Source organism: Ammoniphilus soli (assembly GCF_040813775.1).
On the sequence record NZ_JBEGDL010000038.1, the window covers coordinates 1 to 22,321 of the forward strand.

The following is a 22,321-nucleotide window of genomic DNA, read 5'->3' on the forward strand; positions in this document are numbered from 1 at the left end:
GTTCAGTATCATCTGCTGGTTCTTGTTCTACAGGTTGTTCAGCATCAGCTGCTAGGTCTTGATCTGCAGGTTGTTCAGTATCATCTGCTGGTTCTTGTTCTACAGGTTGTTCAGCATCAGCTGCTAGTTCTTCAGCATCAACGGTACCCTCACCTTTATTTTGTGCAGCCTCATTTACCACAGCGCCTTTTCCAGGACCTCCATCGGTTGTTGTTGCAACCTCTGACACTTGCTGTCCATGATTTTTGTAAGTAAGGGCTTCCTCCAGCTGTTCTGCTTTCCCCAACTCATTTGCAGAAGCCGGTGCTCCTGCACTAATAAAAGCAGCAGTCAATAAACTCGTGGACATGACAAGGGGAACCCATTTCCTTTCGGACTTTTTCTTCCTTTGGTTCATGATTTCTCCTCCATTCCATTTTTTACGGCTTGTCCAACCGCATAGGTATACTTTAAATGGAGAATATAATCAGTTTATGTTGAGTTTAAGAAGAAATATGATGAAAAAGTTAAAAGTTTGGTAAGATAAACCAACTCCGATTATATGTGCCGATTAATTCCCGCATGACCTTTTTCTGCTTCCTGTGGACTGCTAATCGATTAGTCCCCATCCCAGACCGTCTTATTATTGTAATCCGTGGTATGTGCAAGAATATCCTTTGATTTAAAAAATGCTGATCTTCACCCAAAAGGACAAGATCATCTATCAACTCCATAATAGGCAATAATAAAAGGAGCGAAATAGCCGCTCCATTGACTAGCTCTAGTTGATTAATGGGATTTTATCCCACTAAATTTTATTTTTGGCTTAGCTGGCCTCGTTTAGTTGGAAAATATACCATTACTCAATATCGGAACCGCTTTCATAAATTGTTTTTTAGTTTTAGTGGCATCTTTTCCAACTATTCCTCCTTCTTTCTCATCGTTTTTCAGAATAGTTAGCGATTCTCCCACTATACTAATTCCGGGCCGGCTCTCAGTCCACCCTCAATAGACTTTTTAGATAAATGTCTTCAAAAATACCCCATAATAGGTATGGGAAGAACGCTTCTATTAAGGCTAATGACCTTTCGGAGATGTAGTCGAATTCTTCTTTAGCGGAAGCTTTTCCCTAACTTGCATCAAGGGGTAAACCCTCCGTTCTAATTACTTTAATACTTTAGTGAACTTTGTTAAACAGCAAAAAAGAACCGGCGGCAGCCGCTTCTTCTCTGTTTGCTTTTTTATCAACTTTTTTATCGATATAAATAATACTGAAGATATTGATAATCTTCGATGAGTAGTAGCACAATAGCAACAATATACATTCGATTGCGATCAATCGTTTTTCTGCTTACCGTCACTTGTTTCAGCAATTCGTTTATAGGGAGTTTTCTTTTTTCTAAAAAGAGTGATCTTAATTTTGTATTGCCGACTATCAAGCGAGCGGTTTGGATGGCATTTTCTCTAGCATCAGAATGTTTCGGTGATCGGTCCGCTAGAGCCATAAGATCAATGTTATATTCCTTCAGTTTTTCCTTATAATGTTGGATTTCTTCCCGTCGCAAGCTCGCTTCACGGTCAAGCTTATACTGTTGTAAAGACATCTGAATTTCTAAAGGAGATAAGTCTGATTTATCTACTCTTTCAACAGAATGCTCCAACGAAAGCTGGCCGCAATGCCTAACTTGCTTACGTATAAAGTCAATCACGCGACGCCTGATCACCAGATCTGCAAATGAAAGAAACGATTTTCCTTTTTCCTTTGTATATTGCATGATCGCTTCATCAAAAGCTGCTAAAGCTACACTAAACTCATCATCCTTAGCAGGGTCAATATATCTCTTGCAAACTTTACTAGTTACCTGAGATATAAATGTGGCAGATTGCCGGATTAACATATTGCGTACTTCTTGATTACCTTCTTGGGCAAGCTTGACTTTTTTCTCTAGTTCCCCCTTCTTCAGGAGAGAATGGGAAGAACGCTTCTCAAGAAAAGATCTTAGAGACATACCGATCCCTCACTTATATTGTAAACCATCTAAAGGATTACGCCGATTTCTATATTTTAGACTACCAATGAGAGAACCAAAGGGATACCGTAAAAATATGGTTATTCCTTTTGCTTTTATCTATCATTCTTTCTAGCATAACGATTATCTTTCCTAAAGACTAATGAGGGATTGAACAGTTCTTGAATATAAGATCACTTAAATGATTGCAGCTTTCAATAAAACACATGAGTTGGTTTTCCGTTTCATTAGCCGGACGAGAAAGATAAATCGGTATTTTTTCTTTTTTTCCAGCTATATGTACTTCTAAAAGCCACTTGGTTTGAAGATCCGTTTTGTATACAAGCTTTAAACCAATCAGCCTAAATTCTTTGACATCAATGGACGACACGATTGACACCCTTCCTCTAACAACACCATCAGATATAATGGAAAAAACTATATTTCTGATTTTATAGTATAGATATGTCCATTTTATGACCAAAACGAAAAAATTATATGCCCGGCTTATCGTTTAAGCTGGGGTTTATTCCCCAGCTTTTTTATTTGCTATAAAACTTCAATACATTCCTCAAGCTCGTCCAAACATCCGGCGTTTCTCCGCCGATGGACCAGAAGGCTACACCTGCAACCCCTTTTTCAATGGCCGTTTGATATTTTAGGGCTAGAGAGCGGCTTTCTTCTGTCCAAATGGTATGGGTCACTCCATTTTTTTGATAGGTCGCAACATATTGACCCGTTTTAGGGTCCCATTTGGTTTGGGTTGGCTGGCCGGATAATAATTGCGACTGCTGGTGAAGCAATAGCTCGGAGGATTTTACTTTGTTATTTTCTTTCGTCCAATCCCGGGTATAAAGCGGAAGTCCTACGATGACCTTGGAGGCCGGAACATCAGAAATCAATCGCTCTATCCCTCTTTCTAACCAAGGAAGAGAAGCAACAGAACCCGCAGCCGGACTCGTGGCCCAGTGCTCATCATACCCCATGAGAACCAGATAATCCGCATGCTTGCCTAGTGCCGCATAATCAAACGGGTCACTCCATTCATGATCCAAATCAGGAGGAATATCCACCGATAAAGTGATATGGAGTGGTCTTAAGGCAGCGCCTAGTTCAGAAATAAAGGCGGTGTAGGCATCCCGGTCTTTCGGATACAGGCCTTCAAAATCAATGTTTAACCCGTCCAGCTTGTACTTGGTGGCCAGGGCAGTCAACGTTTGCACCATCTCTTTTCTCTTATCCGGCTGCGATAAAACCTGGTGAGAAGCTTCCGCATCAAAACGGTTCCCCACTAGCACCCATACTTTGTATCCTTGTTTATGGGCCCAATCGACAAGCGATAAATCGGCCGAATCATCAATAGTTCCATCTTTGTTCAGCATAAACCAACGCGGGGATAGAGTATTAAGAAGAGCAGATTGATGGACTCTCTGCTTGAAATCGTCCCCTTTGCTTGCATACTGCCATCCTAGAAAGATTTGCGATGTCTTCCCGGTTGGGTCTCCTTCTTGTTTATCCAAGAGTTTCTTTAGAAGAATGGCCATTTCCTCTCGGGTGACAGGGTCTTGCGGACGAAATTTGCCCTCGTAACCGCTCATCAACCCTTGCTCGCGGGCCGCTTGCACAAAAGAATGGGCCCACGGGGAAACATGAGCTGAATCTAAGTAATTTAACGCTAGATTGGAAGCAGGATTTTCTCCTTTATGTATAGCTCTTACAAGAATCGCAGCCGCTTCCTCGCGACGAATCGAAGACTTGGGGGTGAATGTCACTTCGCTCGTCCCCTTAATGAGTCCTAATGCATTCCCCGCTTGAACCCACCCGTAAGACCAGGATGGTTTAGGGACATCTGAAAAGGCAGCCACTTCACTGGAGAGAGGCTCCAGACTGAGAGACTTGCCCAGCATGGTCATGAATTCCTCTCTCGAAACGGGCCGTTTCGGTTCAAATCTAGCATCTCCGACCCCTATGACCACCTGTTGATGATACAACTCTGTAATCTCCTCTTTTGCATAACTGCTAGAAATATCCTTAAAAGGCAGCGACAAAGCACCTGCACTGCTTGGAGCGGCCGGTGATCCCGTACTTAATGAAGCAATTAAGCACATGGAAAATAAACTTTTCAACCACGTTTTCCTGACCATTTGTTCCACCTTTTCATAGTTCTATCTATGTTGCCTACTTTTTCTATGTACACCCATCACTTTATAGCAAAAGGAATTTTTAGGCTATGGTAATATTTTATTAGGGTGGAAAAAATGCCTAATGGCCCAAACCGCCCGAATGGTAGAGCAAATATCCATATAGTCCGTTTAACAGAATCAGAAAATAGGAATAAATAGTTATGCTTACTTTCTATGGAGGATGAGTTGATGAATTCAAACGGTCGTAAGCAATAAAGTGATCCCTGGATATACATAAGAAATGCCTTATCCCACATAGGATAAGGCATAACTATCAAACACAACTTACGTCTCCACTATCCTTTTGCTCACTTTAACCTGTCTTTGCTTTCTAGACACCATGAGAAGCAAAATTATCAATACGACCCCTGCCATATTGGAAAGATCATGGGGAACTACAACTAAGATTCCAGCTCCCAATGCCCAAATTCGTTGAACCCAGGTGGTATTTTGATCCGAGAATCGACCGGAAATATCAATGTGGTCCGGACCTATATGACCATAACGAATTAGACAGAGGACACCTAGTACGCAGACTCGATCCTGTATGGGGAAGCTCAGCAGAAGAGGCAAATAAAGATACATTCCATTATACGAACTGTTCCCCAACATTGATAGATTAGCTCATGGATGTTAATAGAATATTGACTTTATGTAAATAAATTATCTATTAAATAGAAGAAGTGCAATCGATGAAGAAGACTTGTGTTTGGTAATAAAATAACGGAGGAGCTACTTATCTTACTGCTTTGCTATAGATCTCCGTTTCTTTCAATAAACAGCTTTTATCATGGGCAGTTTTTATTTGGTCCAAAATCAACAATAAAAGAAGCTATCGGAAATTGGCATTTATTTGAATCTCACTACAACTTCTCAAAAAGGTGCAACTTTTTCACTTTCAATTCGTAAAGTATAATATTTCAAGCCTCAAAGGTTGAAATACATAACAATCTATTAAGGAGTTGGGACAATTGGGTTTATTTGATATGTTTAAAGGTGACAAGGGAGAAAATCAAAATGGAATGACGCCACATTTTGCATTTGCCACTTCCCTTTTTTACATGATGGGTGCAGATGGCGAATATGACCAGGAAGAATTAGGACAATTACTTGCTGTTATCGGCGGAGAAAAAAAGGGCGGTACCGTTTATATCGGTGGAAACAATAGTGACCTATTAGATAGGGTTACGAAATATATCCGTAAAAATTCTATCGACCAATTCCTTGCTGAAGCTACTCCAGTCCTTACGGATGCACAAAAAATGTGTATCCTAGTAAATCTTATCGACTCCTCTCTTTCAGATGGAGAAGCTGAGCGTGAAGAGCAAGAATTGTTCGGTAAGTTCTTAAATGGATTTGGAATTTCAGAAGAGCGTTTCCGTCCTTTCTTCGAAGTGATTGTGCTGAAAAACGATCGTTCTGTATTCACGAATCAAAACCACACGAAAAATCAAGCTGGATATAAAGTTCAGTTATCAGTTTAATAACACGGCTCTCCAGGAACGTACTGGGGGGCTTTTTTTATATAATTTGTACCTGGGCCTGTACTGTCAAACTGTAAAAAAAGATGTCGGAAATGAATGGGTAATATGCTTTTTATTTAGTCACTCATGAACAAGTCGGCATAGATTGCAATATCCGAATGATAAAGGAGAGTGAACAATGCCGACATTCAAAGAGGCTGTAAGGCAGAAAAACAAGATTACGAATACCTTGCTTAAACGTCGTGATGTCCATGCGGTAGGAGTGGGGTATGCCGATCCATTGAAGCCGGAATTAGGAGCGGCGATCTATGTTTATACGGACAAAAATTTTCCAACCGTAAGAAAGCAAAACATTAGATCAACTGTGTTGAAATCTGGTGGAACCGCTCCTATCCGTTTTATCGGGTCGGGGAAATTCTATGCGGAAGGGGCTCACCCCCTAAAAAAAGGTGGAAAAATAACCCAGACACCAATAAATCGCTGGCGTCCTGTTCCTGGGGGGGTCAGTATTGGTACTCTTCCACCAAGTACGGGAACTGCCGGTCTCATTGTAGTTAGAAACGGCCAGCCGTTTATTCTTAGTAACAACCATGTGCTAATTAATAATAACTCTCCGGCCTTTGCGGAGACTCTTCAACCTGGACCCGCTGACGGAGGGAGAACTATTGTTGATAGGGTGGCCCGAGCTTTTCAGTTTGTTCCGCTTATTCCCAATGCGAACAATTTCCAAGATTCCTGTATTGCCCTCCCTACGTCCAACGCTCTTTTGAATCCACGTTACTTGGCCAATAACATTGGTTTTCTAACCACGGTGCCTGGCCATCTGCTAAGCTATCCTGTCGGTACAAATGTATTTAAAACAGGTCGTACTACAGGTCCAGTAACTGGGACAGTGATTGACGTGAATTGGACCGGTGATATAAGGTATACGTTCGGTTTATTCCGTTTTGTCAATCAGACGGTGATCCGCGGATCGCGTCCGATCTCGCTCCCAGGAGACTCAGGGTCTGTATGGCTTCAAGCGCCTGGAAGATTTGCTGTAGCCTTAAATTTTGCCACTTCGGAAGGCGGAAACCTGTCTATCGCGAATCCAATTGCCCGAGTGATGTCAACTTATAACTTACGAGTCGCGATCCCTGCCTCAACAGGAAAAGGTTTCAAAGTAGGTTCTGTAAAAGGGGCTGCACCAAGAGGAGATTATCGTTATGTCCAACCAATGACAGCAGCCGAGCGTAAGCGGCAGCGGGTTGTCAATGTGAGAAAGTCGAAATAAGGACTAATTGCGCCGAAGCTAGGCAGATAGTCGAATAAGCTCCCTTCAGAGGAGACTTTTTTTGTGCGTCCAAAATATGCCCACCTCGGGGATAAACCACCTCGGGGTAGGGAACTGACCGTGCTTCCGAGAAATGCCGTTTCATATAGTGAGTGTGGGTGCGAATCCACCCAAAAAGGTTGAGCCAACTACAGGTAGTCAGCCTTGGATCCTAATCGTAACGGCTAGGTTAAAAAGGTTTGGGTTCTGAGACAGGTGGTAAAGCAACCCCTTCCTTCCTCATAAATTGCTCCAATTGTTTTGCATGGTCAGAGCATACCTTCACTGCATCTTTTAACATACCTTTAAGTTCATCGTCATTGGTGGTGTTTAAGGGTTTACCCTATTGGGATAAAAAATAAAAGCCCTCACTGGGGCTTTGATCACTTTCTTTATTCAACTAAAGACTCCCGTCGTGCAGCAACAGTTTCTTGTTTAAGTATCAATTTTTCTAGCCGTTTCTGTCAACCTCCGATGTATGCCTCTAAGGTTAAATCCTCTTCAAAGATATATTTGGCAGCTTGCTTTCCGATATAACGGATATGCCAGGGTTCGTATTCATATCCTGTTAAATTCTCTTTATCTTTAGGATAACGAACAATAAATCCAAACTCATGAGCGTTTTGTGCTAACCACTTCCCCTCTGGGGTTTCACCGAAATAGCTGGTTAATGCAAAGTTTGCCGACCGACTGGTAACATCCATTGCTAAACCTGTTTGGTGCTCACTTTGTCCAGGCTTTGCACTATATTTTGTGGCAAGATCCCATCCGTTTCGACTAACACTGGACGCAAAGATACTTTTTTGCCGATCATAAGAACGGTATCCTGAAGCTGCATACAGGTAGATTTCTTCCTTTTCAGCTTGTTTAAAAAGTTCCGAGAGCGCACGAGCGGCCTCTTCACGCATCTGTTTTTTGGGATCGAATCCTGCGAAGGAAAACGGAACATTTGGGATCACTAAATCAGGCGGGACAAATCCTGAAGGGAGCGCATTCCGTTTGTTGACCAAAACAAGTCGATCCAATGGATTCCTGACTTCACGCACGACATGGAACAATCTTTCTTTCAACTGTTGGCGTGTCGCTAGACCGTATATGCCATCAGCCTGTAAATGATGAGCCCGCTGGAAATGCAGCATGACTTGGTGCATTTTTGGACCAAAAATTCCATCTGCTTCAATTCGATATCCCAATAGGAGGAGGACCTCTTGGAGCTTCCGTACCGCCTCTCCCCGTGAACCCCATTTCAGGATTCCATTAGGTAATTCCCTTATAATGGAGGATGGGATGTGTAAGATTTGGCCAATATAAATTTCATCACTCACCAAACGATTGGTGTACTTAATTTCTTCAGTGGTGGTCTGATACCGTTGAGCGATAAGGGCTAAAGTGTCACCTTTAACCACACGATGAGAAGAAATGTTGTGCTCATTTTGAGCAAACACTTTTCCTGTATCGATAGGGATCGTAGCAATTAACAATGATCCAAGCATAACCTTGGCAGCTTTTAATTTTACGCCGGGTAAATGTTCCTGAACATATTGTTTTACAGATTGTTGGATCCATTGTCGATACTCTTCTTTGTTCCCGAATTCACGAGCGAACTCCATTTGGAACGAGTTCATGTATAAAATAACCACAAAACCGTTAAACTCTTCCTTTAAGAGATGATGAGAGAACAAGATCAAAACCCCTTATTCTTTTTTCTTACCATTTCCTAATTAAGGAATTAAAAACCACTATTGCTGTCTAATTAGTGATTTTATTGCAATCAGATCAAAATTTAAAAAAGGCAATCCATTGAATACACAAAAATTACTGAAAAATAAATAAAGAAAAAAAGAGGCTTGTTTACATAATCAATCTCCCATCTATCTAAGATTTGTTATATATGATTGTACCCGTCTTTTATAAAAAATTTAATAAGATCGTGCTTTGATTAAGACTTGTTTATTCCGCTATCCCAATAGCGCAATAGGCTGCCATCAAAAGGGGCAGCCAATGATTTTTTTGATGCTATTTAGCTATCGAATCCCGATAGCTGAACAAAGTGTTATTTGGTTTAGGTTTTTACGTAACTATCGAATCGACTCAGCAGATGAATTGGACTTTCATTTCGTAGGATCGTGACATCTGTCTATACACCATTTACCTACTCCGAATATGTTGTTTATCATCACTTTATGACATAAAACAAGGAGGCTACATTTTATGATGTCTTACTACGAAATGTATTATCCATTTCCCCATTATGATTGGAGTCGACAATACCCTCCAGTTGACACTGCCACATTCCACCATTCGGTAGTTGCTTTTCAAAAAATAGCTAATGAATCGGCAACTATATTGAGTAAGCTTGCGCAATCGCCATTTGCTCATCAATTAATGTCTGCTGCACAGGCAGGAAACCAACGAGAAGTAGACCGTCTAATAAAGTCGATTGGAACAGCCACACCAGTTACCACTAGCTATACCCCCGATGGTGTTTTATTAACAATTCATGCCGATACTCAAGGTTCACAATGTTGTAGATTAACAATGTACCTTAGATGGAGATAACATTTACAGATTCGTTCTTTTAAAAGAGCCGATTCGTTCCTACTATGATATATGGTGCCTTATTTGTTGGATTACAGTGTAATAATTTACTTATAGGGAGTTGGGATTAGTGAAATCAAAAACACAGCTTACCGGGCGAGTTATCCTTAGAGGAGACCCGGGTTATGAATTAGCACGTAAGAATTGGGATCCCCATACTAACAGATTCCCCAAAGTGTTTGTTTTTGCTCAAAGAACACAAGATGTGGCAAACGCCATCAAATGGGCCCGCGAGAATAATGTCCCCATCCGGGCCAGAAGTGGAAGACATGCGCTGGAAACCGATCTTTCACAGGTCAATGGTGGCATTGTAGTCGATGTAAGTGAGATGAAGAAAATTAAGCTAAATAAAAAAAATGGAACTGTCATTGTTGAGACTGGCAATAGAGTAGGAAGAATCGCAAAAACACTTGCACCGCAAGGGTTTATATCTCCCTTTGGTGACAGCCCTTCGGTTGGGATCGGCGGAATCACAGTCGGTGGGGGAATCGGGCCGCTCCAGCGGTCGGTCGGCCTCATCTGCGATAACCTGATCGGACTTGAAATGGTTGACGCGAAGGGAAAAGTGATTCGTGCTGATAAAAATCGTAACGCTGATCTCCTATGGGCTTCCCGCGGAGGTGGCGGCGGTAACTTTGGGATATACACCCGATACAAATTTAAAGTGCATCGCGCTCCAGCCAGAGCAACCGTATTTCAGATCACCTGGCCATGGAATCAATTCGAAAAGGTATTCAAAGCATGGCAACAATGGGCTCCTTCCGTCGATCCCAGACTGGGCACCGAATTAAATATCGGTCCGAAAAAAGGAGGCAATGTCACTATGGAAGGGCTGTTCCTCGGACCAAGAACGGAGGCCATTCGCCTATTAAATCCCGTTACGAGTGTCGGAACTCCCACGAAGAAAATAATCCGGTTGTTACCTTACCCGAAAGCAGTGAACTTTTTATTACCTCCCGATCCGGTGCTTACTCAAAGGTTCAGTAACCAGTTCTCTTCCGGTTTTGCAAGACGTCCGTTTCCAGATAAGGCCATTAAGGCCATGCGCGAATTCTTAAAGAAAGTAGAGGGAGACTTCGCGGGATTCTTTTTTCTCAATTGGGGCGGAGCAGTAAGTCGTATATCACCTAAAGCAACCGCGTTCTTCTGGCGTAAAGCGAAATTTTATGTAGAATGGAACAGCTCATGGATCAAGCAATCCGAAGCTGCTAAAAATATTGCCTTAGCTCGCAATACACGCCGGAAATTACAGTCCTTTATCGTGGGGTCCTATATAAACGTTCCAGACCAAGGGATTAAAAATTCCGGGCCGATTTACTATGGAACGAACTTTCCTAGATTGCGGAGAGTAAAAGCTAAATATGACCCTAGAAATGTGTTTCACAATCCCCAAAGTATTCCTCCGGCTCGCAGAGCATAAGCACAAATAATGAAAAATGTAGGATCCCAGCATAACACTTGGTGTTGACGGCTTAGAGTAAGAAATCTGCGTGTTTTGTTAGTAGCCCTCTTTTATATCCAACACCAGTGCCATTTAGGTGAACCTTATTGAGATAAAAAGGTTATTGAAGTATTCTTCCCAAGTAGCGCAATAGGCTGCCATCAAAAATGGCAGCCATTAATTATTTGGTGTTATTTAACTATAGAATCCCGATAGCGAAGCAATAAATATTAGCCTTTTTATAACAACCGTTTAGCAAACAGGTACCGCGTATACCAGATCGACCCTTTGTGGATCGGACTAATCGTGACCCCAATGCCCTCTCGAAAAGTATGCAAAACATGGCCATTTCCTAGATAAATCGCTACATGTCCCACTTTTTCGTCTCCTGTTTCCGTCGATTAAACCGTTCTGCTGCCGATTTGGCGAGGGGCGACCGAACGGATTCGGATTCCGAAAGCGTCAATTGAATGCATAAGGGATCACCCTTCATAATTTCTGAAGCAACACTCAACCCGTTGCTTCTCTCATCCAAGTAGGGGTGATCGATTTGCTTGGGGTCTCCCAATAAGACTAATTTACTGCCTTCCCCAATACGTGTAAGAATCATCTCCACCTGACTTCCAGTCAGGTTTTGTGCCTCATCGACAATAATGTATTGGTCAGGGATACTTCGGCCACGCAAGAAACCCACAGCTTGGCAGTCGATGATCCCGCTTTCGAATAATTTATTAATTTCAGATTGGAGAACCAACTCTTTTTGCAATTCCTCGGATTCCCTGTTTTTGGATGAGGCTCGTAAAATCGTTTCCAAATTGTCGCGGATGGGACGCATGTACGGTGCTAGTTTCTCTTGTTCGGTTCCCGGCAGATAGCCCAGGTCTTCATCGCTCACAGCTGGTCGACAAACTAGAAGTTTTCGATATCCTACCTCATCACGCTTGTACCCTCCAAAGTGCCTGACCTGATGATAGCCGCAAGCGACGCCAATTAACGTCTTTGCTGTTCCTGCCGGTCCTTTGATGATGACACAAGGAGCTTGTTTAGCAGGCAATAGGCACATGTGAATCATAAGTTGCTGAAATAGGTTTCGGGGCTTTATTCCTGCAGGGTAATGACTGCCTAAATGTTTTATCGGTATAATTCCTTCGCCAGTCCACATTCCGACATATGTATGCTTCTCCTGAAATATATTCTGCAAAATGATAAATTGATTAGCAACGAGATCTTGAGAATTTAAGCCAATCCATTGAGGATCTAACCATTCTTCCTGCTGAAGGGTGTTGATCCATTTCGGATCAACTAAACAATCCGTTCTTCCCGTATACTGATCCGTCAATTTCGGAGCACGGTTTTGCCGAATGCTTTCACAAGGGATCTGTAATGTATCCGCTTTGACACGCAAACCCGCATCTTCTGTGACTAATAAAACAGGGCCGGGATTTGCTTTTCGCCGATGCTCCTCTATATATCCGATGCATACTTGCAGAATCCGGTTATCTGACTTGTCAGCAATCCATGAATGAGGCATTTTTTCTTTAATGTGGTTCAGTTCTACCTTTATGACTCCTCCACCAGGCAGGTGTATCCCCTCGGCTAGAGATTCCTTTACCTCTTTCGTTTTCCCATGATTAGCAAGGTCATCTAAGGTCCGCAGAGCTTCCCGGGCACTGTGTCCCTTATATCCCTTGTTTTCTTTAAGATGATCCAGCTCTTCTAATACCACTTCGGGAATAATGACAATGTTATCCTGGAGAGAAAGAATAAATTTAGGATCTTCAATAATTGCTGAGGTATCGAGTATAAAGGTTTTAATCATTGAATGCCTCCTAGCCATGAATTACCCAGTTAACACCTGGTTAGATTCATTTTATCAAAGGCTGCAATAAAATGGGGGAATAGAACCATATTTAGCATAATCTTAATAGAAAATTAACTAAAATTTCACTATTGTATTATCAAATGGTTCATCCGTCTAATTTTGAACAAAATGCAGAAAAGGTGCCGCTTATCAACGACACCTCTCCGCCCGCTTTTATAGTAATACCTTCTTTAGATTTCGCTCCACGGCTTCTAACTCCAGCTTGAGAGAAGAAAGTTCTTCCGGTGTAAGATCCAATTGAGGCTGCTTCATATGGCCGGCATCTACTCCTCTTAGTTTTAGCGCCTCTTTAAAGTAGGACATATTGCTTCCGCTCTTCAGCGTTTCACAGACTTGAATGGCCACCCTTTGAATTTCTCTAGCCTTTGGCAGATCATTTTCCTGAAAAGCTTGATAGACGGCTACGAACGGCTCTGGGTAAACGGAGGAAACCCCTGAAACGACCCCGTCGCATCCCATCGCCAAGGCAGGAAGAAACAATCGGTCTGCACCCGGAAGAACGGAAAAGTCCCCATCATGAATAGCCAGATACTCATTGGTTCTTAAGAAATCAGGGAAGCTGTATTTGATTCCGACGACGTTTTTGCAGCGATTGGCCACGCGCTGAGCCACGTCCGTCTTTAGATCATTCGTTGCACATTGAGGGATATTGTATAGGTAGACGGAAAAATCCTCCGGCACACTGGAAGCCACTTTGACAAAATACTCCTCTAGCTCTCGATCATTGGCTCCGAAGAAGGCTGGAGTGACCACTCCAATCCCGTCTGCACCAATTGCATGCGCATGCTTAGCCAGCTCGATCGTGTCTTCCTGCGTCATGGCCCCAACATGAATGAACACGGTCACTCGCCCATCAGCGGTTCGAACCACCGTTTCCGCAATGGCTTTTCGTTCATCTACCGAGAGGCGAAGCATTTCCCCTGTCGTTCCGCATGGATACAAGCAGTGAACCCCTTTTGAAATGAGAAACTCCGTCAGATTCTTCAGCTTGTCTACATCCACTTGCCCTTCCTGATTAAAGGGAGTCACCATCGCTGTTGTCACGCCGTATAATTTTTTCATTTTATCCACCTATCCTTTTCATTTGGTTATATTGTTTACTTGCTCCCGGTAAGGCAAGGATTGTTGCGCGCCAAACTTCGTCACCGTGATCGCGCCTACCTTTTGGGCAAAATCCACAGCTTCCTGAAAAGAAGCTCCTTCCGCTAAGGCTACCGCTAAGCCTGCACAAAACGAATCTCCGGCAGCGGTCGTGTCTACCGCCTTGACGGGATAGGCAGGGGCATGGCGCAGACCTTCTCCCGCATCGTATGTAACGCCCTTTCCCCCTTGCGTGATGACCACCGTGCCGACTCCTTGCTCTCTGATTCTCCCAATGATCGATTCGGCACGACATTCCTCATCCAGGCTGTTAAAAGCCAGCAGCTGCCCCTCCGTCTCATTCGGGATCAGGATATCCACTTTTTCCAGTAGGGAAGCCGACAATGCCGCGGCCGGGGCGGGGTTCAGAATCACCCTCACCCGATGCTTGTGAGCCAGTTCAATGGCCGTTTTAACCGCATCCATCGGAATTTCCAATTGAACCAACAGCATATCCGCCTTGGCAATGGCAGCCTCTGCTTGGCGAACCCACTCCGGCGTCACATCATCATTCGCGCCCGGAGACAGAGCGATGGAATTTTCCCCCGACTCACTGACCGTAATCATGGCTACTCCCGTAGACGTCTCTGGAACCCTTGCGAGATGCCCGATGCCCACGTGTTCCTTTTTCAAATGATCGATAATTTGTTCGCCAAACGAGTCACTGCCCACAGCCCCTATCATCTCTACCTCGGCACCCAACCGTTTGGCGGCGACCGCTTGATTAGCCCCCTTGCCCCCAAATACCGTAGCAAACGATGTACCCCGGATCGTCTCTCCCGGAAGCGGAATTCTTGGTGCCGAAATCACAAGGTCCATATTCAAGCTTCCCACGACGACAATGCTTGCCTGTTTCTTCAATGCGTTCCCCTCCTTATCCATGGCCTAGCATATCCGGGACAAATAGAACCAGCTCCGGAATATACGTAATCAGTAAAAGGACAATGATCATCACGATGACCATAGGCCATATTTCTTTAATGACATCCTTTAACGGAGTATACGATTCCGCGGAAACGATGAAGAGCAGCACCCCAAATGGAGGCGTAGAAAGCCCAATCATCATGTTCAGAACGATCACGACTCCAAAATGGACAAGATCAATGCCTACCGCTTCGATCATGGGCAAAATCATCGGGATAAAGACAAGGGCAATAGTGGAAGTATCCAAAAACATGCCTAAGATCAGGAATAGAACATTCACGATCAGCAGCAACACGTATTTATTTTCCGTAATGCCTAATAAGAGCTCGGAAATCGCAGCCGGAATTTGCTCGGAAGCTACGATAAACGAGAAACAATAGGCGGCTCCGACGAGCAGTCCCAGATTACCCGTCGACCTTACGGTGTCCGCCAGCATTTCTCCCAGACTTTTCAATCCCATCGTGCGGTACACAAAAAAGGAAATGATCAAGGCATAAAGAGCAGCAACCGCCCCCGCCTCGGTCGGGGTCATGACCCCGGAATAGATGCCTCCGAGAAGCACAATGGGGGTGAGCAATGCGGGACCAGCCTTCACGGAATAATACAAAAAGTCTCTTAAAGCATATTGAGTCCCTTTGGGATAATTCCGTTTGCGTGCAATATAGACGATATAAATCATTAACGCAGCAGCGATGAGGATCCCCGGAACAATCCCTGCCATAAAAAGAGCCCCAATGGAAGCACCGGAAAGCATGGCATAAATCACAAGGGGAATACTCGGCGGGAAAATCGGACCAATGGTCGCCGAAGTCGCGGTAATCGCGCAGCTGAAGGGGGCATCATACCCTTGCTTTTTCATCCCTTCAATTTCCATCTTTCCGAGGCCTGATGCATCGGCAACAGCCGATCCGGTCATCCCAGAAAAGATAAGCGATGCCAGGACATTAACATGCCCCATCCCTCCGCGGTATCGGCCGACTAGGCTATTGGCAAAGGTAAACACAATCTCGGTCACTTTTCCCGAATTCATGACATTGGCGGTAAAAATGAAGAGCGGCACCGCCAGCATGACAAAGGAGGCATATAAATTCATCGCCACATTATCCACAATTTGAGCGACATCCTGCCCTTTGGCAAGAAAATAGAAAATAGCGGCGGAGATCATGCCTAAGGAGATCGGCATTCTCAAGATAAAGGTAAGAACAAAGATGGCTATCGGTATCCAGATCAATGCGGTCAAGGTTTCCACCTCCATTTCATTAGCTTATGATTTGTTCCGGGCACTCCTCAGTCGAGCAGGCTTTGCTGTACTCTCCCGCGGCAAGCTTTTTTACATCCTGCCAGACGTCATGCACCGAATGGCCAATCATCAGCAATAAGAAAACTAAAAAGGGCATAAAAGCGATATTGAAAGGAATGCGAAGAACGGATGACTTTTGAATATACAAAAATTGCAAATAATCATAGACAGGATATACAGCCAGCGCAAAGGCAACGATGATCAGCCCATTGCCCAATATCCGAAAAATCGCTTGCTTTTTGGCGTTCAGTACATCGTAAATCATCGTAAAAGCCACATGTTCTTGCTTTCTCCTTGCATATCCCGCCCCTAATAACACCGTCCAAACAAAAGCCATGGTCGTTAATTCAAATGCCCACGTAAGCGGCTGGTTTAATACATACCGGAAAAAAATCTGCAAAAGAAATAAGCAAAACATCAGGAAAAAGGCGGCAAGAGGGATATAAATCTCCACCACATTCAGCAGGAACATCCCCAATCTTTTCATGATCATCCCCCCATTTGAAGTACGCCCTTCACACCTTCAACCGGTGCGAAAGGCGTCACCATCTTTTTTTACTTGGCCATATCTTGCACTTGCTGATACAAGTCCATATTCCAATCCTTGGTGATTTCCTTGTTCTCTAAGTACTTGTTCAGTACCTGGGTGCTGAACGCTTCCCGATCTGGCTCCGTGACGGTTAATCCCTGCTGCTTCATGAATTCCACGAGCTCCGCTTCTGCCTTTAGGTTCGTTTGATCCGTAAACTCTCTCGCTTTTTCCACTGCAGCAACCATTTTTTCCTGCAGCTCAGGCCCCATTTCCTGCCATACTTCTTCATTGATCGTCGGCCAAGTGGAGTCAATGATATGATGGGTCAGACTAATTGATTTGGTCACTTCGTAAAACTTGGCGTTCTGTACCGTTGGCAGCGGATTATCCTGGCCATCGACCGCACCCGTGCTAAGCGCCATATACAATTCGGAGAAAGCAAGCGGAGTCGGGTTGGCACCTAACGCTTCACCCAGGAAGAGCCAAGAAGGAGTATTTGGCATTCTCAGCTTTACGCCCTTTAAATCCTCTGGCGTCTTCACTTCTTTGTTTTCTCTTAAGTTGATCTCTCTTGAACCCAGATAAAAAGCTCCTAGAGGACGAACGCCTGTTTTTTCCACGACTTCTTCAAATACTTGCTTTCCGATTTCTCCATTGAGCACTTTGGTCATATGATCGTAATCCTTAAACATATAACCGGCTGTGAACATATTAAGCGATGGGACAAATTCAGCCATCCAGGGAGCCGAAGTATAGGCCATTTCCAAATTTCCCCTCATCAGCGCCTGTCTTTCATTATCCTGGTTGTATAAAGAGCTGGAATGATGGATCTCCACTTTGACTCTTCCTTCTGTGCTCTTTTCAATTTCTTCCTTTAAAACCTCTAACGCCTTGGTATGGGCATCATTCGGAACACTGGCCGTCGAGAATTTCAGATTAAAGGTTTTTCCGGAATCCGCTGGCGCTTCCTTCGCTGCCGAATCCGCTGGCGCTTCCGGTTTTGCGGTTTCATTCGTTTGCTGCCCGCAGCCCACCAACATTGCACCTGCTAAAATCGTGGATAATACTCCCATTCCAAACTTTTTCATCCTAACATCCCCCTTTATATTTTTGATTTTTCAAACGCTTTAGCAATGGCATAACCTCATTTTCCCCTCGGCCAAAGTAGTCATGGAGTTTAGCATATTCCTTATAGAGCTGATCATATAGGGTAACATGCTCGGCTATGGGGCGGTAGGTTTCCTCTCTGACCCGGGCCATCTTCTCTGCAGCCTCAAAAATGCTGTCATATCCCCCACTGTCTTTTCCTGCTGCAACCGCCCCGAACATCGCTGCACCAAGAGCGGGATCCTGCGTAGAATCGGCGATTTTGATCTCACGATTCGTGACATCGGCATAGATTTGCATTAATAGCCGGTTTCGTTGGGGAATTCCCCCGCAAGCAAAAATTTCATGAACCGCAAGACCGCCTGCCACGAATCCCTCGATAATCTTTCGCGTGCCAAAAGCGGTGGCTTCCAGCAAGGCCCGATAGATCTCCTCGGGTTTCGTGGACAGCGTATACCCTAGGATCAAACCGGAGAGATCCGCATTGACCAAGACCGATCGGTTCCCATTCCACCAGTCAAGCGCCAGCAGGCCGGTTTCACCGGGCTTGTAAGCAGCGGCCTTCTGCTCAAGCCACTGATGCAGGGTTTTCCCTTCCTCTTCTGCTTGCCTTTTGACTTGCTCCGGCACGCCTTGCTCCACAAACCAGGAAAAAATGTCTCCCACAGCGGCCTGACCCGCTTCATAGGCAAAGCATCCTGGAATCATGCCATCCTCAACCACCCCACAAACTCCTTCGACCTTCTTTTCCATTTCCGAAAGAAGCATATGGCAAGTGGAGGTGCCCATCGCCATCACCAGTTGGCCGGAACGCACTGCTCCTACGGCTGGAACCGAGGCATGGGCATCAATAATCCCCACGGCGACCGGTGTACCCGGGAGCAAGCCCGTGCGTTGAGCCATTTTTTCCGTTAGCTCCCCAGCCTTCTGTCCAATGGGAACAATCGATCCGCGCATCTTCGTGTTCACGATGTCCTCCAACCGATCATCCAGCTCCCTGAAAAATGCGGGATCCGGATAGCCCTCTTCTTTATGCCAAAGCCCCTTATACCCGCTGGTTCCGCTGCTGCGAAGGAGCCTTCCGGTCAATTGCAGCGTGATCCAATCACAGGCTTCCAAAAACAGGTCGGCGGCCTTAAATACGTCTGGCGCCTCCCTTACGATCTGAAGGATTTTGGGAAACATCCATTCCGATGAAACTTTTCCGCCATACCGGGGTAGGAAGCTTTCCCCGCGTTTCTCGGCCAACTCGTTGATTTCATCCGCCTGGGGCTGAGCAGCATGATGCTTCCAAAGCTTTACCCAGCTGTGCGGATGGTTTTCCCACTTGGGATCTAAACATAAGGGCTGCCCATCACCATCTAAGGGCATCATGGTGCATGAGGTGAAATCGATTCCAATCCCGATCACATCCTGGGGGTCGACTTGAGCCGCACGCAGGACCTCGGGGACCGCTTCAAACAGCACCTGCAAATAATCGCCCGGATGCTGCAGGGCCCAATCCGGTTCGAGCCTTTCGCCGTTTGGCAGCCTGTCGTCCATCACGCCATGTGCGTATGTAGTGACATGAACCGCCAGCTCCTCCCCTGTCCGAACATCCACTAACAAGGCCCTGCCTGACTGTGTTCCAAAATCAATCCCAATGCTATATTTCCTCTTCAATCCTTTGTCCCTCCTTTTCCGGTTCACCCAACTCTAGGCTTTATATAGAGGTCCAAAAGCAGCACATGCGCGGTAATCTGCTCCTGCCGGATCGGATGCTCCAAAGGCACTCCACGTGCTCGGGCGGAAGATTCGCTCGTCTTCCACATTGTGCATAGATACCGGTATACGCAGCATGGAGGCCAGCGTGATCAAGTCCGAACCGATATGGCCATAGCTTAGCGCACAATGATTGGATCCCCAATTATTCATCACCGAATACACATCCTTGAATGCTCCTTCTCCATTGACCTTAGGAACAAACCAGGTGGTCGGCCAGGTCGAATTGGTCCGTTCATCCAAGATATCGTGAACATCCTGAGGCAGCTCCACGGTATATCCCTCCGCAAGCTGAAGGACAGGGCCCAAGCCTTGAACCAAGTTCAAACGCGACATCGTGACCGGCATGCCGCCTTGTGTGGTGTAATCGGTGGAAAATCCTCCGCCTCGAAAGAAGTCTACCGCAGGACACCATTCCGTCGCCTCCAGCGTCTTTCTCACCTCTTCCTCTGTGATCTCCCAGAACGGCTTCATGGCTGGCTGCCCATCGCGGGCTTGCTGCCCCGTTCCATCCAAAGCAGCAGGGCCTGAATTAATCAAGTGAATTACTCCCTGGGAAGCTAATCCTGTCAATTCTTTTCCGGTTACGCGCTGAACGGCTTCCGGACTCCAGTAAGTGCGAACATCGGCAAAAATCTGAGCCGAATTCGTTAACAGATGACCAAACAGCATCGTCACCGCATTGAGCGTATCGTTTTCCGTGGATAGGATAAAAGGTTCCCGAATGCCATTCCAATCAAAAGAAGAGCTTAAAATCGCTTCCATAAAATCGCCGTTCGGCATAAAATCAGTCCATGCTCGTTGCCCTTGAAAACCCGCCGCAATCGCGTTGCGCCCTAGCGCTTCTTCTCCATATCCCTTTTCCGCCAGCTTCGGGTTGCCGATCATCAGATCTCTTGCAATCAAGGTCATTTTCACCACGGTTTCCCAATCCTTATCCTTTTGCTCCCTCGTTCTTTGCAGATGAGGAGGATTGACATCCCGTCCTTCCCGGCAATGCTCCTTCACCCAAGCGAGTGCGCTTTCAAATTCCGCCTCATCGTAAATGTTCAGCTCCATGCGGCGGATAAACTCGCTCATATCGACGTATTCATTTCTCATACCAAGATATTTCTGGAAAAACCCCTCATCGACGATACATCCCGCGATCCCCATGGATACGGATCCCATGGAAAGATAGGATTTGCCGCGTATCATCCCCACCACGAGAGCTCCTCTGGCAAATTGCAAAAGCTTTTCCTGAACATCCTGCGGAATGGAGGTATCCCCAATATCTTGTACATCCCGGCCGTAGATGCTAAAGGCAGGAAGTCCCTTTTGGTTATGAGCGGCTAGAGCCGCCGCTAAATATACCGCTCCCGGCCTTTCCGTACCATTAAATCCCCAAATCGCCTTAATCGTTAGAGGATCCTGATCCATCGTCTCCGTCGGATAACACCAGGATGGAGTCACGGTGAGCGTTGCAGTTACCCCTTCGCGGCGAAATTTCTCACTGGTTTGAGCCGCTTCAGCCACTCCGCCAATGCAGGTATCGGCGATCACGCATTCTACCGGTGTTCCATCGGGATACTTCACATGATCCCGAAGAAAGGCAGCTACGGCTTTCGCCATGTTCATGGTCACTTCCTCCAGAGATTCGCGAATGCCTCCGCGCCGGCCATCAATCGCTGGACGGATTCCGATCTTCGGAAAATCCCCAATCCACCTTTTTTGCTTCTGACTCATCTTCCATCCTCCTCGTTATGTAAATGAGATTCCTTCCATTCCTTATACACCTCATAGAAAACGGATATCGCTTTTCGAGCCTCCGGCTTAAGCTCAACCGGCCAGCGGCAATAAAGCTCTAATGGAAGCCCTTGCAATTGAGCTAAGTACTTCGCTGTAGCCGGGTAAGCGAAACGCAGGACGCTGTCTAGGAATACAAGCTGTTGCTGAAACGTTTTAGCTTTAGGCGAAAAAGGATCCTTCGTTGCTTCCTTCCAGAAGGCTACCACCAATTCATTCAACGCGGCAGACGTAATGGCCATGATCCCTTGCGCACCAGTGGTTATGGAATCCAGCAGAAAAGGAGTATTCGCTTGAAACACGATCGTATCCTCCGGGGAATTCATGATTTTCGCTTGGATTCCTTCCATGGTACAGGTGGTATCTTTAATCCCTTTCATCCCGTATTGCTTACTCAATAGCCCCCATATCTCTGGCGAGATGAAATAAGGATGGATTTGCGGCCATTCGTACAAGTAGACCGGACAAGGCGAAATCTCGGCCAATTGAGCAAAGTAATCCCCCAATCGCGCCTGCTCTTCTCCCATGTCGGGCGGCGGGACTAAAACAATACCGGAAACCCCCGCATCTCCGATTCGCCGGACCTCTTCTTCATGATCGGAAAGGTGATTTTCCAAATTCGCAGTCGCAAGCACCGGGGTTCCCTCGGCCCGATTCACGGTTTGGCGTGCGAGCATGTATCGCTCTTCCCTTGTCAGCCACTTCATTTCGCTGCTTCCGCATACCGAAAACAACCCATCCGGCTGCGCTGACAGCTGCCAATCGACGTAGGCATCATACGCCTTCCAGTCAATTTCTCCATCCGCTTTAAAAGGAGTAAGCATCAGCGATACAACCCCTTTAAGGACGGAATTACCTTGTGTCGTCATTCCCTTATTCTCCTT

At 45.4% G+C, this 22,321-nt stretch carries 19 protein-coding genes and 1 pseudogene; 5 read left to right on the forward strand and 15 right to left on the reverse strand.

What is annotated here, in order from left to right:
* The 4 genes from ABLT31_RS32600 to ABLT31_RS32615 all read right to left on the reverse strand — a co-directional run.
* Window positions 1-397 (reverse strand): hypothetical protein (locus ABLT31_RS32600; RefSeq protein ID WP_367759592.1); only part of this gene is annotated, 397 nt, incomplete at its 3' end.
* An 835-nt stretch (window positions 398-1,232) separates the two neighbouring features.
* Window positions 1,233-1,988, reverse strand: coding sequence for an RNA polymerase sigma-I factor (gene sigI, locus ABLT31_RS32605; RefSeq protein ID WP_367759595.1), 756 nt, complete (start codon window positions 1,986-1,988; stop codon window positions 1,233-1,235).
* Between the two features lie 160 nt (window positions 1,989-2,148).
* Window positions 2,149-2,379 (reverse strand): hypothetical protein, encoded by a 231-nt coding sequence (locus tag ABLT31_RS32610; RefSeq protein ID WP_367759597.1) that lies wholly within the window; start codon window positions 2,377-2,379, stop codon window positions 2,149-2,151.
* 151 nt (window positions 2,380-2,530) lie between these two features.
* Entirely contained in the window at window positions 2,531-4,132 is a 1,602-nt protein-coding gene (locus ABLT31_RS32615; RefSeq protein WP_367759599.1) for a glycosyl hydrolase family 18 protein, read from the reverse strand.
* Between the two features lie 479 nt (window positions 4,133-4,611).
* Here ABLT31_RS32615 and ABLT31_RS32620 point away from each other — a divergent pair.
* The 3 genes and pseudogenes from ABLT31_RS32620 to ABLT31_RS32630 all read left to right on the forward strand — a co-directional run.
* A pseudogene (locus tag ABLT31_RS32620) lies at window positions 4,612-4,779 on the forward strand (DNA/RNA non-specific endonuclease); the annotation flags it as partial.
* A gap of 363 nt (window positions 4,780-5,142) precedes the next feature.
* Window positions 5,143-5,655, forward strand: coding sequence for a tellurite resistance TerB family protein (locus ABLT31_RS32625; RefSeq protein ID WP_367759601.1), 513 nt, complete (start codon window positions 5,143-5,145; stop codon window positions 5,653-5,655).
* 178 nt (window positions 5,656-5,833) lie between these two features.
* Entirely contained in the window at window positions 5,834-6,928 is a 1,095-nt protein-coding gene (locus ABLT31_RS32630) for a chymotrypsin family serine protease (RefSeq protein ID WP_367759603.1), read from the forward strand.
* Between the two features lie 503 nt (window positions 6,929-7,431).
* On the opposite strand, the gene ABLT31_RS32635 is transcribed toward ABLT31_RS32630, so the two are convergent.
* Complete coding sequence (locus tag ABLT31_RS32635) at window positions 7,432-8,649, reverse strand: D-alanyl-D-alanine carboxypeptidase family protein (protein WP_367759605.1); 1,218 nt, start codon at window positions 8,647-8,649, stop codon at window positions 7,432-7,434.
* A gap of 529 nt (window positions 8,650-9,178) precedes the next feature.
* Between ABLT31_RS32635 and ABLT31_RS32640 the strand changes: the two genes are divergently transcribed.
* Both ABLT31_RS32640 and ABLT31_RS32645 read left to right on the forward strand, forming a co-directional pair.
* Window positions 9,179-9,526: a hypothetical protein gene (locus ABLT31_RS32640; RefSeq protein WP_367759606.1), complete on the forward strand. Its 348-nt coding sequence runs from the start codon at window positions 9,179-9,181 to the stop codon at window positions 9,524-9,526.
* Between the two features lie 109 nt (window positions 9,527-9,635).
* The gene (locus tag ABLT31_RS32645; RefSeq protein WP_367759608.1) at window positions 9,636-10,985 is read left to right on the forward strand and encodes an FAD-binding oxidoreductase; all 1,350 of its coding nucleotides are present in this window, start codon (window positions 9,636-9,638) and stop codon (window positions 10,983-10,985) included.
* 260 nt (window positions 10,986-11,245) lie between these two features.
* On the opposite strand, the gene ABLT31_RS32650 is transcribed toward ABLT31_RS32645, so the two are convergent.
* The 10 genes from ABLT31_RS32650 to ABLT31_RS32695 all read right to left on the reverse strand — a co-directional run bounded on the left by ABLT31_RS32650 (window position 11,246) and on the right by ABLT31_RS32695 (window position 22,306).
* Window positions 11,246-11,383, reverse strand: a complete 138-nt coding sequence (locus ABLT31_RS32650; RefSeq protein WP_367759610.1) for an NlpC/P60 family protein — start codon at window positions 11,381-11,383, stop codon at window positions 11,246-11,248.
* Complete coding sequence (locus tag ABLT31_RS32655) at window positions 11,371-12,825, reverse strand: PhoH family protein (protein ID WP_367759612.1); 1,455 nt, start codon at window positions 12,823-12,825, stop codon at window positions 11,371-11,373. The genes ABLT31_RS32650 and ABLT31_RS32655 overlap by 13 nt, the downstream gene beginning before the upstream one ends.
* A gap of 216 nt (window positions 12,826-13,041) precedes the next feature.
* A complete protein-coding gene (locus tag ABLT31_RS32660) occupies window positions 13,042-13,950 on the reverse strand; it encodes a dihydrodipicolinate synthase family protein (protein WP_367759614.1) in 909 nt (302 codons plus the stop codon).
* Window positions 13,951-13,968: 18 nt separating this feature from the next.
* Complete coding sequence (gene rbsK, locus ABLT31_RS32665; RefSeq protein ID WP_367759615.1) at window positions 13,969-14,889, reverse strand: ribokinase; 921 nt, start codon at window positions 14,887-14,889, stop codon at window positions 13,969-13,971.
* 13 nt (window positions 14,890-14,902) lie between these two features.
* The gene (locus tag ABLT31_RS32670) at window positions 14,903-16,192 is read right to left on the reverse strand and encodes a TRAP transporter large permease (protein WP_367759617.1); all 1,290 of its coding nucleotides are present in this window, start codon (window positions 16,190-16,192) and stop codon (window positions 14,903-14,905) included.
* Between the two features lie 19 nt (window positions 16,193-16,211).
* Window positions 16,212-16,739: a TRAP transporter small permease gene (locus ABLT31_RS32675; protein ID WP_367759619.1), complete on the reverse strand. Its 528-nt coding sequence runs from the start codon at window positions 16,737-16,739 to the stop codon at window positions 16,212-16,214.
* 68 nt (window positions 16,740-16,807) lie between these two features.
* Window positions 16,808-17,872: a sialic acid TRAP transporter substrate-binding protein SiaP gene (locus ABLT31_RS32680; protein WP_367759621.1), complete on the reverse strand. Its 1,065-nt coding sequence runs from the start codon at window positions 17,870-17,872 to the stop codon at window positions 16,808-16,810.
* A 1-nt stretch (window position 17,873) separates the two neighbouring features.
* Window positions 17,874-19,553, reverse strand: coding sequence for a ribulokinase (locus tag ABLT31_RS32685; protein WP_367759623.1), 1,680 nt, complete (start codon window positions 19,551-19,553; stop codon window positions 17,874-17,876).
* A gap of 33 nt (window positions 19,554-19,586) precedes the next feature.
* Window positions 19,587-21,377, reverse strand: a complete 1,791-nt coding sequence (locus tag ABLT31_RS32690; RefSeq protein ID WP_367759625.1) for an L-fucose isomerase — start codon at window positions 21,375-21,377, stop codon at window positions 19,587-19,589.
* Window positions 21,374-22,306 (reverse strand): dihydrodipicolinate synthase family protein, encoded by a 933-nt coding sequence (locus tag ABLT31_RS32695; RefSeq protein WP_367759627.1) that lies wholly within the window; start codon window positions 22,304-22,306, stop codon window positions 21,374-21,376. Before ABLT31_RS32695 ends, ABLT31_RS32690 begins: the two co-directional genes overlap by 4 nt.
* Between the last annotated feature and the right edge of the window lie 15 nt (window positions 22,307-22,321).

Excerpts from the sequence above, each read along its gene's own strand:
- ABLT31_RS32695 (WP_367759627.1), bottom strand. The coding sequence starts at position 22,306 with ATGACGACACAAGGTAATTCCGTCCTTAAAGGGGTTGTATCGCTGATG.
- ABLT31_RS32660 (WP_367759614.1), bottom strand. The coding sequence starts at position 13,950 with ATGAAAAAATTATACGGCGTGACAACAGCGATGGTGACTCCCTTTAAT.
- sigI (WP_367759595.1), bottom strand. The coding sequence starts at position 1,988 with ATGTCTCTAAGATCTTTTCTTGAGAAGCGTTCTTCCCATTCTCTCCTG.
- ABLT31_RS32630 (WP_367759603.1), top strand. The coding sequence starts at position 5,834 with ATGCCGACATTCAAAGAGGCTGTAAGGCAGAAAAACAAGATTACGAAT.
- ABLT31_RS32690 (WP_367759625.1), bottom strand. The coding sequence starts at position 21,377 with ATGAGTCAGAAGCAAAAAAGGTGGATTGGGGATTTTCCGAAGATCGGA.
- ABLT31_RS32615 (WP_367759599.1), bottom strand. The coding sequence starts at position 4,132 with ATGGTCAGGAAAACGTGGTTGAAAAGTTTATTTTCCATGTGCTTAATT.
- ABLT31_RS32680 (WP_367759621.1), bottom strand. The coding sequence starts at position 17,872 with ATGAAAAAGTTTGGAATGGGAGTATTATCCACGATTTTAGCAGGTGCA.
- ABLT31_RS32675 (WP_367759619.1), bottom strand. The coding sequence starts at position 16,739 with ATGAAAAGATTGGGGATGTTCCTGCTGAATGTGGTGGAGATTTATATC.
- ABLT31_RS32640 (WP_367759606.1), top strand. The coding sequence starts at position 9,179 with ATGATGTCTTACTACGAAATGTATTATCCATTTCCCCATTATGATTGG.
- ABLT31_RS32655 (WP_367759612.1), bottom strand. The coding sequence starts at position 12,825 with ATGATTAAAACCTTTATACTCGATACCTCAGCAATTATTGAAGATCCT.